This is a genomic window from Halomonas sp. KHS3 (assembly GCF_000830495.1).
Taxonomy (GTDB): domain Bacteria; phylum Pseudomonadota; class Gammaproteobacteria; order Pseudomonadales; family Halomonadaceae; genus Vreelandella; species Vreelandella titanicae.
The window spans coordinates 108833-121841 of the sequence record NZ_JWHY01000011.1 but is presented as its reverse complement, the minus strand read 5'-3'; the positions used below and the strand labels follow the sequence as shown (position 1 = coordinate 121841).

The 13009-nt window shown below is 57.4% G+C and carries 11 protein-coding genes; 10 read left to right on the top strand and 1 reads right to left on the bottom strand.

Annotated elements, in window-relative coordinates:
• Positions 1–15: 15 nt before the first annotated feature.
• Positions 16–1242 (bottom strand): ROK family transcriptional regulator, encoded by a 1227-nt coding sequence (locus tag RO22_RS20640; RefSeq protein ID WP_027956956.1) that lies wholly within the window; start codon positions 1240–1242, stop codon positions 16–18.
• Positions 1243–1454: 212 nt separating this feature from the next.
• Here RO22_RS20640 and RO22_RS20635 point away from each other — a divergent pair, with 212 nt between their 5' ends.
• From RO22_RS20635 to RO22_RS20590, 10 genes are all read left to right on the top strand, one after another.
• Positions 1455–2966, top strand: a complete 1512-nt coding sequence (locus RO22_RS20635) for a sugar ABC transporter ATP-binding protein (RefSeq protein WP_041159274.1) — start codon at positions 1455–1457, stop codon at positions 2964–2966.
• On the top strand, positions 2959–3984 hold the full coding sequence (locus tag RO22_RS20630) for an ABC transporter permease (protein WP_223828102.1): 1026 nt from the start codon (positions 2959–2961) through the stop codon (positions 3982–3984). Before RO22_RS20635 ends, RO22_RS20630 begins: the two co-directional genes overlap by 8 nt.
• Before the next feature lie 114 nt (positions 3985–4098).
• Positions 4099–5064: an ABC transporter substrate-binding protein gene (locus RO22_RS20625; protein WP_041159273.1), complete on the top strand. Its 966-nt coding sequence runs from the start codon at positions 4099–4101 to the stop codon at positions 5062–5064.
• A gap of 100 nt (positions 5065–5164) precedes the next feature.
• Positions 5165–6220, top strand: a complete 1056-nt coding sequence (locus tag RO22_RS20620) for a sugar phosphate isomerase/epimerase family protein (protein ID WP_027956952.1) — start codon at positions 5165–5167, stop codon at positions 6218–6220.
• A gap of 22 nt (positions 6221–6242) precedes the next feature.
• Complete coding sequence (locus RO22_RS20615; protein WP_041159272.1) at positions 6243–7406, top strand: Gfo/Idh/MocA family protein; 1164 nt, start codon at positions 6243–6245, stop codon at positions 7404–7406.
• A gap of 43 nt (positions 7407–7449) precedes the next feature.
• Complete coding sequence (locus RO22_RS20610) at positions 7450–8220, top strand: SDR family NAD(P)-dependent oxidoreductase (RefSeq protein ID WP_022521945.1); 771 nt, start codon at positions 7450–7452, stop codon at positions 8218–8220.
• A gap of 45 nt (positions 8221–8265) precedes the next feature.
• Entirely contained in the window at positions 8266–9555 is a 1290-nt protein-coding gene (locus tag RO22_RS20605; protein WP_052475736.1) for an ABC transporter substrate-binding protein, read from the top strand.
• 66 nt (positions 9556–9621) lie between these two features.
• Positions 9622–10554 carry a carbohydrate ABC transporter permease gene (locus tag RO22_RS20600; RefSeq protein WP_009287517.1) on the top strand — a complete coding sequence of 311 codons (933 nt, stop codon included), beginning with the start codon at positions 9622–9624 and terminating at the stop codon, positions 10552–10554.
• Positions 10551–11378 (top strand): carbohydrate ABC transporter permease, encoded by an 828-nt coding sequence (locus RO22_RS20595; protein WP_009287518.1) that lies wholly within the window; start codon positions 10551–10553, stop codon positions 11376–11378. The genes RO22_RS20600 and RO22_RS20595 overlap by 4 nt, the downstream gene beginning before the upstream one ends.
• Positions 11379–11391: 13 nt before the next feature.
• Positions 11392–13008 (top strand): glycoside hydrolase family 43 protein, encoded by a 1617-nt coding sequence (locus RO22_RS20590; RefSeq protein WP_041159271.1) that lies wholly within the window; start codon positions 11392–11394, stop codon positions 13006–13008.
• Position 13009: the final 1 nt, after the last annotated feature.

Here is a 13009-nt window from a genome sequence, read left to right as displayed (position 1 = left end):
CCCACCCCAATCTGGCTAAGCTTCGCGGGCGGTTTGGCTATCTAACAGCGTCTGGGCATCGGTAGCGTTTAGCGCCATGGTGATGCCTCCCATGCAGGTCATGTCGCGATCCCAGGCGCAGTGTTCGATGCGGGTAGTGCCCATCAGTTCGGCCACTAGGGCATCGTCAATGGCGGTGTGCATGGCGGCTTGCATGGCGTCAAAGCCGCGCACGCCGGAGCCGGTAATCAGCACTAGATCGGGGTTAAAGAGCGCCATCACATTGGCAATGCCGAACCCCAACGCCCGCCCAGCCTCGGCGTAAATACGCTGGGCTGTCGGGTCGCCTTTTAATGCCAACTGTGTCAGCGCCTGCATCTGCTGCTCTGAGGGGTGTGCGCTGTCGCCGGAGGGAAGCGCTAAATGATCGGCGGCGGCGCGATAGAGCGCATAATCGCTAGTGTAAGCTTCAATGCAGCCCCGTCGCCCGCAGGCGCACAGGGCGCCATCGGGTTGGTATTTGCTGTGCCCAAACTCCGCCGCTGAGCCATTGGCACCTAGAAAGGGCACGCCGTTAATCAATACCGACATACCGATACCGTAGCCCAGCATAATGACCACCAAGTTGGGGCAGTCTGCATAGGCGGGCTGTGCCGCTAGAACGCTGGCGATGCAGTTGGCATCGTTTTCCAGCAGTACGCTGCAGTGAAAACGCTCCGCTAATCGCGTCGATATCGGTGCGTTACGAAAGCTTAAAGCGGGGGACCAGATAATCGTACCGCTTTGCGACGAGACTACCCCCTGCACTGCCAAACAGATCCCCGCCAATCGTTGAAATCCCTTTAGCTGTTGCGCGCAAACAGTGCTGATCTTCTCTTCCAGCAGCGCTTCCAGGTCGTCGGCGCTCAGCGTCAGGGTGGGCACCGCGTGGTGTTCGCTATGGCGTACCTGGCCCGAAAAATCGCCCACCACCAACTGGATCTCATTGATCGATAGCTTGATACACACCACGCAGGCGGCATTAGGGTCGAGTTCAATCAAGGTTTTTGGTCGGCCACGCCCGGTGGGGCGGGGTGTTTCGGGGGGCCGTTCCGTGATCAACCCCTGCTGGAGTAGTTCGGCGCTGATCGAGGTGACGGTGGCAGAGCTAATGCCATTGAGTGCGCCCAGGTCGATGCGTGCCACCGATCCTTGGTCACGCAGAGTGCGTATCACCGCCAGGGTGTTGTCGAGGCGGCTAGTGTCAGTCGACGGAAGGGCCATAGGGTCGCCGTTATAGTTCGTGTTGAAAAAAAGCAGTGCTGCACATTGCTGAGCGCTCTCATCGTGGGGTGTGAGCGCAATTGTCAAAATACGACCTAAGTTGCATATGCAAATATTTATTTTAGCACCTAAAGTAAATCAAGCATCAATCTAAATCAATCGATGTTGATAAGCCCCCAACACAATAACAACAGACTTCATCAGGTGGCCTCATGCTGTTATCAGCGCGCAAACTCTGCCGCTCGTTTGGCGAAAACCAAGTGTTATTCGACGTTGATCTCGACCTGCAGGCGGGCGAAGTGCACGCCCTGCTAGGCGAGAACGGCGCCGGTAAATCGACCCTGGTAAAAATCCTGGCCGGTTACCTTCGACCCACCTCGGGCGAGGTGGTGGTGGACGGCAGCCAACGACACTACCGCTCTAGCGGTGAGGCAGAGGCCGACGGCGTGGTAATGATTCACCAAGAGTTGGCACTGGCGGAACAGCTCAGCGTAGAGGAAAACATCTTCTTGGGCCGCGAACTGCGCCGTGGAGTGTTTCTGGATCGACGAGCCATGCGGGAACGCAGCCGGACGGCACTGTTGGAACTCGAAACCGACGTTGATCCACGCGCTCGAGTAAAAGACCTCAGCACCTCTGATCAGCAGATGGTGGAAATTGCCAAGGCGATCACCCGGGATGTGCGCGTGCTGATTATGGACGAGCCCACTGCCACGCTGACGGAAAACGAAGTATCGGTGCTGTTCGCACTCATCGACCGTTTGCGCCAGCGTGGCGTGGCGATTCTATATATCTCCCACAAACTGCGTGAAATTGAGCAGATTGCCGACCGCGTGACGGTATTGCGCGACGGCCATTTGGTCGATAGCGGCTCCATGACTGGACGCAGCAAGGAGGAGTTGGCACGGCTGATGGTGGGGCGTGAGATCACTGAAATGTACCCACCGCGTACGCATCTCCCCTCCGATGCGCCGGTGGTGCTGGAAGCGCGGGATATGGTGGTGCCCGGGGCCGTTAAACAGGCCAGCTTTACCCTGCGCCAGGGGGAAGTGTTGGGGTTTGGTGGCATCGTGGGCGCTGGCCGAACCGCGCTGATTGAAGCCGTGCTGGGTCTGCGCAGTAAAAGCGCCGGTCAGGTGCTACGCAATGGTCAACCGGTGGTATTGCGACACCTGCGCGATGCGGTGCACCAACGAATTGCTTATCTCACCGAGGATCGCAAGGGCAAAGGCTTGGTGCTCAATATGGATCTGCGCTCCAACGTTACGTTGCTCAATTTACGCGCTCACTGCCATCCGCTTATTGACCGCCGGCGTGAAGAGCAGGCCTTTCAACAGGCCATCCAGCGCTTTGATATCCGCCTGCGGACGGCAGCGCGCACCGCTGCCGAACTCTCCGGCGGTAATCAGCAAAAGCTGCTGCTCGCCAAGGTGATGTCCATTGACCCTGAAGTCGTGATTATCAATGAACCGACCCGGGGCATCGATGTGGGTACCAAGCACCAGATCTATCACTTTATCCATGAATTAACCGAGGCGGGCTGCTCGGTGATATTGATCTCTTCAGAAATGGGCGAGCTGATCGGCCTTTCCCACCGGGTGGCGGTAATGTGCGCCGGGGTACTCACCGGGGTGCTTGAAGGCGAGCAAATAAACGAACACGAAATCATGCAGTACGCATCCGGCATTAAGGGAGTAGAGGTCGATGAGCAGCGTCATGGCTAATAACAAAACGACTAATAAAGCAGCTAACCAAATGATCAAGCAAAAAGGCTTCGCCATAGACCTGAAAACCTGGGGGCCCTTTGTAGCACTGGTGGTTCTGGCGCTACTGGGCGTGCTGATTAATCCGGCTTTTTTGGGGCTGGATAATCTCTCGAACATGCTCACCCGCAGTGCCTTTATCGGCATTATTGCCATCGGCGCCACCTTCGTGATTACCGCCGGCGGGTTGGATCTTTCGGTAGGGGCAATGGCGGCCTTTATTGCCGGGGTGATGATTATTTTGATGAACAGCCTCGTCGAGCAGTTTGGCGCAGGGCTGACCACCGTGCTGTTCGGCGTGGGTGCCTCGCTGCTGCTGGGGCTGTGCGCTGGCTTTATCAACGGCATGGTGACTACCAAAGGCAAAATTGAGGCGTTTATTGTCACCCTCGGCACTATGGGGATTTACCGCTCACTGGTCACGTACCTCGCCGATGGCGGCACCCTTACCCTGGACTGGGCAGTGCGTGATATCTATCGGCCGATGTATTACGGCAGCTTCCTGGGCATCACCATTCCGGTCTGGGTGTTTCTATTTGTCGCCATTGTTGGCTACATTCTGCTCAACTACACCCGCTTCGGGCGCTACTGCTTTGCCATCGGCTCCAATGAAAAAGTGGCCGAATACAGCGCTATTCACGTCGATCGCATCAAAACCATGACCTACATGCTGCAGGGTGTTTGCGTGGCCTTGGCGACAATTATCTATGTGCCCCGGCTGGGCTCTGCATCGGGTGCCACCGGGGTACTCTGGGAGCTGGAGGCGATTGCCGCGGTGATCATCGGCGGCACCATGCTCAAGGGCGGGCATGGGCGTATCTGGGGCACGGTGGTGGGCGCCATCATGCTCACCATGATTGGCAATATTCTCAACTTGACCGATGCCATTTCCAACTATCTCAACGGGACGGTGCAGGGGATCATCATCATTGTGGCGGTCTACCTGCAGCGTGCCTCGTGGAGAAAAGCAGCGCCTTAAGGCACTGAAACGAATGTAAAAACCAGGAAAACGTTCGCAACATCAACCCTTAGCAGCTCGCAACACAGCAAGTAAAAACAGCAAAACAATTACAAACACGAAAGGAGCATCACTATGCGAACCATCAAGACAGCAGTGAAGGCCTGCGTCACTACTGCAGCACTCACTTCAGCAATAGGGCTCTCCGGCGCCGCGGTTGCCCAGGAGTACACCATCGGTGTCTCCATTCCCGCCGCCACCCATGGTTGGACGGGGGGCGTTAACTACCATGCCGAAGAGGCCAAAAAACGCCTTGAGGCGCTCTATCCTGACATTGAGATCACCATCTCCACAGCAGGCACGGCCGGCGAGCAGGCCAATGATCTAGAAGACTTGGTGTCGCTGCGCAACATCGACGCGCTGGTGGTGCTGCCGTTTGAGTCTGGGCCACTGACCGATCCGGTGCGCCGGGTTAAAGAGTCCGGGGTGTTCGTCACCGTGGTAGATCGAGGCCTGACGGAAGAGGGGATCCAGGATCTCTATGTAGCGGGGAATAACCATGAACTAGGCCGCGTTTCCGGTGAGTACATCCGCGAACGCCTTGATGATCAGGGCGACATTGTGGTGCTGCGCGGTATTCCCACGGTGATCGACGATGAGCGGGTGCAGGGCTTCCAGGAAGCGATCGAAGGCTCCGAGGTCAACATCCTCGATATGCAGCATGCCAACTGGAACCGTGATGATGGCTTTGAAGTGATGCAGGACTACCTATCGCGCTTCGACAATATCGACGCCGTCTGGGCCCAGGATGACGATATCGCGCTAGGGGTAATTGAAGCAGTGCGCCAAGCGGATCGTGAAAACGAGCTGTTTATCGTCGGCGGGGCGGGCATGAAGGACATTATTAAACGGGTGATGGATGGTGATGAGCTGGTGCCAGTGGACGTGTTGTATCCACCTGCCATGATCGCCACCGCCATGGACCTGACCGTACAGCACTTTGTCTCCAATGGCCCGGTGTTGGGTGAGTACATTCTAGGCTCGCCGCTGATTACCCAGGAGAATGCCGAGCAGTACTACTTCCCCGATTCGCCGTTCTGACCGCGTATTGATTGCGTAGTGATTAATAGGCGCGGGTAAAAGCACCACTCCTTCCCGCGCCTACCCAAGCACTTAATCCAAACGATATTGAGAGAGTCCTATGAAAACAATCAAAGGGCCAGCGCTCTTTCTCGCCCAGTTCGCCGGTGATGAAGCCCCCTTTAATAGCCTCGACAGCATTGCTGCTTGGGCGGCGGGGCTTGGGTATCAGGGCGTGCAGATTCCCAGCTGGGATGCACGCATGATCGATCTCAAACGTGCTGCCGAGAGCCGCACCTACTGCGATGAGATCAAAGGCACACTGGCCGAACACGGCTTGGCGCTCACCGAACTCTCCACCCATCTTCAGGGCCAGTTGGTCGCCGTGCATCCCGTTTATGACGAGATGTTCGACGGCTTCGCGGTGCCCGAAGTGCGCGGAAATCCCAAGGCGCGCCAGGCCTGGGCGGTTGATCAACTAAAGCTGGCCGCCAAGGCATCGCAAAATCTCGGCCTCACCGACCACGGCACCTTTTCCGGGTCGCTGGCGTGGCCGTTCATCTATCCCTGGCCCCAGCGTCCGGCGGGTTTGGTCGAGACGGCGTTCGACGAGTTGGCGAATCGCTGGCGGCCGATTCTGGATGCATTTGATGAAGCGGGCGTGAACCTCTGCTACGAGATTCATCCCGGCGAAGACCTGCACGACGGCATCACCTTTGAGATGTTCCTTGAGCGGGTCGGTAACCACCCCCGCTGCCACATCCTTTACGATCCCAGCCACCTGATCCTGCAGCAGCTCGACTACCGCGGCTTTCTGGACGTGTATCGCGACCATATTCAGATGTTTCACGTTAAGGACGCCGAGTTTAACCCCAGCCCCAAGCAGGGCGTTTATTCCGGCTATCAGTCATGGACAGAGCGCGCGGGGCGCTTTCGCTCCCTGGGCGATGGCCAAATCGACTTCAAGTCGATCTTTTCCTGGATGGCGGCCAACGACTATCACGGCTGGGCGGTGCTGGAGTGGGAGTGCTGCTTGAAGCATCCGGAAGTCGGCGCCCGTGAAGGCGCAGCCTTTATTCGCGACCACATTATTGAGGTCACCGAGCGGGCGTTTGATGACTTCGCTGACGGCGGCTCCGACGAGGCCGCCAATCGCCGCATTTTGGGTCTTAATTAACCAAAGGGGAGGGCAATACGACATGAGCAATCAACACGACACGCCGCGTCGGCTGCGCCTGGGCATGGTCGGCGGTGGCCAAGGAGCGTTTATCGGCGGGGTGCACCGCATCGCCGCGCGGTTGGATGACCATTTCGAACTGGTTGCCGGGGCCTTTGCCTCTGACCCTGATCGCAGCCGGGCCGCCGCCGCGGAGCTGCACGTTGACGCCGAACGCGCTTACCCCGACTACCAGACCATGGCCGAAGCGGAGCAGCAGCGGCCGGATGGCATCGATGTGGTCGCCATTGTGACCCCCAACCATGTTCACTTCGACGTAGCGCGCACCTTTTTAGAAGCGGGTTTTCACGTCATCTGCGACAAGCCGATGACGATCACCCTGGACGAGGCGCAAACCCTCGCCGAGCTGGTGGAACGGACGGGGCTGTTCTTCGGTTTAACCCATAACTACTCCGGCTACTCGCTGGTACGCCAGGCGCGTGAAATGGTCGCCAACGGTGAGCTGGGTGACCTTCGCGTCGTCCAGGTGGAGTACCCGCAAGATTGGCTCTCCACCCGCCTGGAAGAGAGCGGCGTCAAGCAAGCTGAGTGGCGCACCGATCCCAAACGCAGCGGCCCGGCAGGTTGTTTGGGTGATATCGGCACTCACGCCTACCACCTAGCGCGCTATGTGACCGGCCTGCAACTGGAGTCACTCGCCACCGATATGCACACCTTTGTCGAAGGGCGAGCGTTGGATGACAACGTACATATGCTGCTGCGCTTCAAGGGCGGCGCGCGGGGCATGCTGTGGTCTAGCCAAGTCGCGCCGGGCAACGAAAACGGTCTGCAGCTCCGCGTTTATGGCAGCAAGGGTGGCCTTGCCTGGCGCCAGGAAACGCCCAATCAGCTAGTGCATTCGCCACTGGGAGAGCCGCCACGGATATTGACCCGCAACGGCCCTGGCCTGGGCGAAGCTGCCATGGCGGCTGCACGCATTCCACCGGGGCATCCGGAAGGCTATCTCGAAGCCTTTGCCCAGCTCTATCGCGATTTCGCTGTGCAAATTCACGCCCATCAACGGGGTGAGCGCGCTGAGGCGCTGGCGTTGCAAACCCCGGGAGTCGCCGACGGTGTCGATGGTCTTACGTTTATTACCCGCGCGCTGGCCTCGTCCGCTGCCGGTGGGCAGTGGGTGGATATTTAAAACGCGGTTAAAGCACGCCTAAAAGAGAAAGGTGGGAAACAATATGAATCAGCACTCAGCGCGCTATACAAGCCTTGAACAGCGTGTGGTCTTTATTACCGGCGGCGGCAGCGGCATTGGCGCCTCGCTTACCCGAGCCTTTCACCTTCAGGGCGCGCGGGTGGTGTTCGTCGATATTAACGATGAGGCCAGCGAAGCGCTGGTCGAAGAGCTCCGCGCCGAGACCGGCGAGGCACCGCACTACCACCACTGCGACATTCGCGATGTGGCCAGCCTACAGCAGGTTATCGCCGAGACCGGCCAGCACCTCGGGCCAATCCATACCCTGGTCAACAATGCTGCCAGCGATGATCGTCACGCCTGGCAGGATGTGGATGTTGCTTATTGGGATGAACGTATGTCGCTCAACCTGCGGCCGATGTTCTTTGCTGCCCAGGCAGCGGCAAAACAGATGATGCAAACGGGCGGTGGCTCGATCATTAATTTTGGCTCGGTCAGCGTGCAGATGGCGTTAGGCGGTTTGCCCGCTTATGTGACTGCCAAAGCGGCCGTGCACGGTTTGACCCGCAGCCTGGCCCGGGAACTGGGCGAGCACAATATTCGCGTTAATACACTGGTGCCCGGCTCGGTGATGACCGAGCGGCAGCTCGAAAAGTGGATTAGCCCCGGCGACGAAGTCGCCATTCAACAACGCCAGTGCCTAAAAATGCGCCTTGAACCCCAGCATATCGCCCCCGCGGTGCTGTTTTTAGCCAGTGCCGAAAGCCAGGCCATCACCGCTCAGGAGTTGGCGGTAGACGCGGGCTGGGCTTGATGGATGATTCAACAGCAAGCTTTAAAATAACATTAGGAGAATTTCATGCACGTATCTAACAAATACAACGTGCCCTGTTCACGCCCTCGTCACTTAGCGCTGGTTGTTGCCGCTGTTGCTGCTTTGGGGTCAGTAACCGCAGCCGCCGATACCACGGTGACGGTGCTAAGGATTGAAAGCAGTAGCGCTGAAAAACGCTACTACGAGGAAGTGGTTGCCGCCTATGAGGCGGAGCACCCCGACGTTAATGTCGAGTTCGAATACCTTGCCAACGAGGCGTACAAAACGCGCCTGCCCACTATGCTGCAGTCCAGCCAGCGCCCGGATATCTATTACACCTGGGGCGGTGAGGGGTTGCGCGATCAGGTGGATGCGGGGTTTGTCCGCGACCTGAGCGAGCCGATGCGCGATGGCTGGCAGGATATCTACCCAGAATCTGCAGTACGCGCCTTCACCCTGGATGATCGTGTCTATGGCGCGCCGCTCTACGCCACGGTGGTGGGTATCTGGGCGAACACTGCCCTGACAGAAAAGGCGGGAGTTGATGCGCAAGCGATCAAGACCTGGGAGGATTTTGAAAACGCCGTGATGGCGCTGCGGGAAGAGGGCATAACGCCGCTGGTGGTCGGTGGCCAGGATGGCTGGCCGCTGCATTTCTATTGGGGCTCTTTAGTCACCCGCCTGGCCGGTGGCGAGGGCATCGAAGCGGCGAAAAATGGTGAAAACGGCGGCTTTGAAGGCGAGCCCTTTGTACGCGCTGGCGAGATGCTGCAGTCGCTGGTTGAGCTTGACCCTTTTCAGCCCGGCTTTATGGCCACTTCCTACGAGCGCGCCAGCGGCATGTTTGGCGATGGCGAGGCCGCCTTCCACGTGATGGGCGACTGGGATTATCTTCCTTCCAAACAGCGCTCAGTGAGTGGAGAGGGTGTCCCGGATGATGACTTGCTGTTTGTCCCTTTTCCAGAGGTCGAAGGTGGTGAGGGCAACGCACAGAGTTTTGGCGGGATGAACGGTTTTGCTGTCACCCGTGATGCGCCCGATGAAGCGGTCGATTTCCTGCGTTTTCTGCTCAATGCCGAAAACCAGCGTAAAGCCGCCGCGACAGGCATCTTTGTGCCGGTTGCCGAGGGCTCAGCTGAAGCCCTTGAAACGCCCTATGCCCGCCGCGTTGCAGAAATTCTTGATGAGTCTGAGTTTCATCAGGTGTTTCTGGATCAAGCGCTGGGTACGTCTGTCGGTGCGACGATTAATGATATCAGCGGAGATTTGGCGCAAGGCGTTGTGACGCCCGCAGAGGCCGCAGCCCGGGTCGAAGAGGCCTGGCAATTTAGATGATCCATCTCTTGTGAGGGCACAAGCGATGCTGCTTGTGCTTATTCTTGCTCTGGCTCGGAGTTTGCCATGACCACGCTTGACCGAACCGCCGTGCCGCGGAGAGGGAATGCTGACCGGGTGAAGAAAGGTTTGGTGAGCGGTAAATTCACCGCGCTATTAATCCTGCTTCCACCGGCGTTAATCCTTTTTTCGCTGTTCGTCATTCTGCCACTAGCGGATGCCGTCTATTACAGCGGTTTCTCCTGGAATGGCTACGGTGCGCCCAGTGACTTTGTCGGCTCACAAAATTATCAGCGCCTGCTCGATCACTCGGTGTTTCATACCGCGCTGTGGAATACCGCCAAACTGATACTGGTATCACTACTGATTCAGATGCCCCTGGCACTGGGGTTAGCACTGTTGGTGTACCGTAAAACACCCACCAATACTCTGTTTAGGCTGGTGTTTTTCCTGCCCTACATCTTGGCGGAAGTGGCCGCGGGGCTCATCTGGAGCTTTGTTTTTGACGGCGACTACGGCATTACCAGTTCGCTGTTGCATGCCATGGGCCAGGAGTCGGTATATGTACTGGCCGACCACCAGTGGGCGTTTCCGGCGATTATGACCGTGATCGTTTGGAAGTACTTTGGTTTCCATATGATGATCTACATTGCCGCCCTGCAGGGCGTGCCCAAGGATCTGGTTGAAGCCGCCAAGCTTGAAGGGGCTAAACCCCGCCAAGTGGCGCTTTTTGTACAAATCCCGCTGATTAAGCATGCCATCGTGGTGAGTGGTTTCTTTGCCATTATCGGTTCGCTACAGATTTTCGACATTATTATCCCGATGACCAACGGCGGCCCCTCTAACTCGACTCATACCATCGTTACCTACCTGTACAGCTTCGGTCTCTCACGGCTCAATATTGGCTTTGGTAGCGCCGCTGCGGTTGTGCTGTTTGTGCTCGCTATCGGAATTGCTTTCTTCTACCAACGCACCACCGGCAAGGGGAGTAAGGCATGAAAAGTATCACTACCCGTAACACCCTGCGCGTGATCATTCTGATCGTGGTAGCGAGCGTGGTGATCGGCCCCCTGTTAGCGGCGTTCTTCGGTGGCTTTAAGGGCAATTCTGAGCTGCGCACCAATCCGCTGTGGCTGCCCGATAGTTGGGATGCCGGCAATTACATCGGCATCCTGCTGGACGGCAATTTCTGGCGCTATTTGGGTAACTCTTTCTTCATCTCGTTAATGACGGTGTTTTTAACCCTGGTGGTGGGGGCCGCTGCGGCTTACGTGTTTTCGCAGATCCACTTCTTCGGCGCCAAGATGATCCTCTCCTATCTGCTGCTGGGGCTGATGTTTCCCTTCGCGGCGGCCATTTTGCCGCTGTTTATCAAGGTGCGGGATTTGGGCCTGCTGGATACCTATTGGGCGGTGATTCTGCCCCAGACGGCATTTGGTTTGTCGTTAGCCATCCTGCTCTTTAAGGCCTTCTTCGACCAGCTGCCTAAAGAGCTGTTTGAAGCGGCCTATGTGGATGGGTGCAGCTATTTGCGCTTCTTCTGGTCGTTCACGCTGCCGCTCTCGACCCCCATTCTGGCCACCGTGGGCGTGTTTGTGTTTGTGCAGAGCTGGAATAACTTTCTGCTGCCGTTGGTGGTGTTAAACGACCGCTCTATCTACACCTGGCCACTGGGCATGATGCAGTTCCAAGGGGAGTACCTGACCCAGTGGAACATGATTCTGGCCTTCGTGACCTTGACCATCATTCCGGCGGTTATTTTCTTTCTCGCCGCCCAGAAGTACATCGTGGCTGGCCTGACCGGCGGCTCGGTTAAGGGATAAAGGAGGATCCATAATGAACGATGTCATCCATAACCCTATTCTGGCCGGTTTCAACCCCGACCCCTCCATTTGTCGGGTAGACGGCGACTACTATCTCGCTACTTCGACCTTTGAGTGGTATCCCGGTGTTCAGATTCATCACTCCCGTGACTTGGCTAACTGGACGTTGGTCACACGGCCCTTGAGCCGTGCCAGCCAGTTGGACATGCGCGGCAATCCAGACTCATGCGGCATCTGGGCGCCCTGCTTAAGCTACGCCGACGGGCTGTTCTGGCTGGTCTATACCGACATGAAGCGTTATGAGGGGAACTTCAAGGATGGGCATAATTACGTGGTGACAGCACCGCGTATCGAGGGGCCCTGGAGCGATCCGGTCTACCTGAATTCAAGTGGCTTTGACCCTTCACTGTTTCACGATACCGATGGCCGAAAGTGGTTGATCAACCTGCAGTGGGATTATCGCCAGCACGAAGGGCGGGATCGTTTCGGCGGAATAGTGCTGCAACAGTATGATCCCGAGCAGCGCCGCTTGGTGGGCGACATCACCAATATTTTCGCCGGTACCGAACTGAAGCTCACAGAAGGTTCGCATCTCTACCGGCGCGATGGTTGGTACCACCTCTTGGTGGCCGAGGGCGGCACCGGCTACCAGCATGCGGTGACCATGGCGCGTTCAAAAACGCTGATAGGCCCTTACGAGGTACATCCCAACAATCCACTTCTGACGAGTCGAGATGATCCTGAAAACCCGCTACAGCGGGCTGGCCATGCAGACTTGGTCGACTCCCCTGAAGGTGATACTTATCTGGTGCATTTATGCAGCAGACCTCTGCCAGGCACTCGGCTATCGCCGATGGGGCGCGAGACCGCTATTCAGCGCGTGGAGTGGGGCGAAGATGGCTGGCTACGGCTCGCTGGTGAGGGCAATGTACCAGCGTTAGAGGTGGCGATGAGTGGGGTGACGCAGAAGCTGCCTGCTCATGCAGAGCACCACGATTTCAAATCAGCAACGCTGCCTGATGCGTTTCAGTGGCTGCGTACCCCCTACCCGGAACGGCTGTTTTCGCTCACTGAACGGCCTGGCTACTTACGTCTTTTTGGCCGTGAATCGGTAGGTTCCTGGTTTGAGCAGGCGCTAGTGGCGCGCCGTCAGGACAGCATCCACTGCAGTGCCGAAACGACACTTACCTTTGAACCCAAGGATATTCAGCAGTTTGCCGGGCTGATCGCCTACTACAACCGTTTTAAGTTCCATTATTTAGCGGTGACCTTGAACGATGCAGGCGACAAGGTGCTCAGCATTATCAGTTGCCTGGATGATTGGCCGAACGGCAACTTGAGTATCGCCGAACAAGGCATCCGCATTGAACCTGATGCCACGATTCGGCTTGGGCTGGATATCCACGCCCGGGAGCTGCGCTTTCGCTATGCCCAGGGAGATCAGCCCTGGCAATCGATTGGTCCTGCGTTAGATGCTGGCCTGCTTTCCGACGAAGGCAGCGGTCGTGCCCACGGCTATTTCACCGGCAATTTTCTAGGAATGGCCGCCCACGACATTAGTGGACGCGGCACCCCCGCCGATTTCCAGGCGTTTTGCTATCGCCGCGCCCCTCTTTCAGAGACGAGATAAG

Excerpts from the sequence above, each read along its gene's own strand:
- RO22_RS20640 (WP_027956956.1), bottom strand. The coding sequence starts at position 1,242 with ATGGCCCTTCCGTCGACTGACACTAGCCGCCTCGACAACACCCTGGCG.
- RO22_RS20635 (WP_041159274.1), top strand. The coding sequence starts at position 1,455 with ATGCTGTTATCAGCGCGCAAACTCTGCCGCTCGTTTGGCGAAAACCAA.
- RO22_RS20630 (WP_223828102.1), top strand. The coding sequence starts at position 2,959 with ATGGCTAATAACAAAACGACTAATAAAGCAGCTAACCAAATGATCAAG.
- RO22_RS20625 (WP_041159273.1), top strand. The coding sequence starts at position 4,099 with ATGCGAACCATCAAGACAGCAGTGAAGGCCTGCGTCACTACTGCAGCA.
- RO22_RS20620 (WP_027956952.1), top strand. The coding sequence starts at position 5,165 with ATGAAAACAATCAAAGGGCCAGCGCTCTTTCTCGCCCAGTTCGCCGGT.
- RO22_RS20615 (WP_041159272.1), top strand. The coding sequence starts at position 6,243 with ATGAGCAATCAACACGACACGCCGCGTCGGCTGCGCCTGGGCATGGTC.
- RO22_RS20610 (WP_022521945.1), top strand. The coding sequence starts at position 7,450 with ATGAATCAGCACTCAGCGCGCTATACAAGCCTTGAACAGCGTGTGGTC.
- RO22_RS20605 (WP_052475736.1), top strand. The coding sequence starts at position 8,266 with ATGCACGTATCTAACAAATACAACGTGCCCTGTTCACGCCCTCGTCAC.
- RO22_RS20600 (WP_009287517.1), top strand. The coding sequence starts at position 9,622 with ATGACCACGCTTGACCGAACCGCCGTGCCGCGGAGAGGGAATGCTGAC.
- RO22_RS20595 (WP_009287518.1), top strand. The coding sequence starts at position 10,551 with ATGAAAAGTATCACTACCCGTAACACCCTGCGCGTGATCATTCTGATC.
- RO22_RS20590 (WP_041159271.1), top strand. The coding sequence starts at position 11,392 with ATGAACGATGTCATCCATAACCCTATTCTGGCCGGTTTCAACCCCGAC.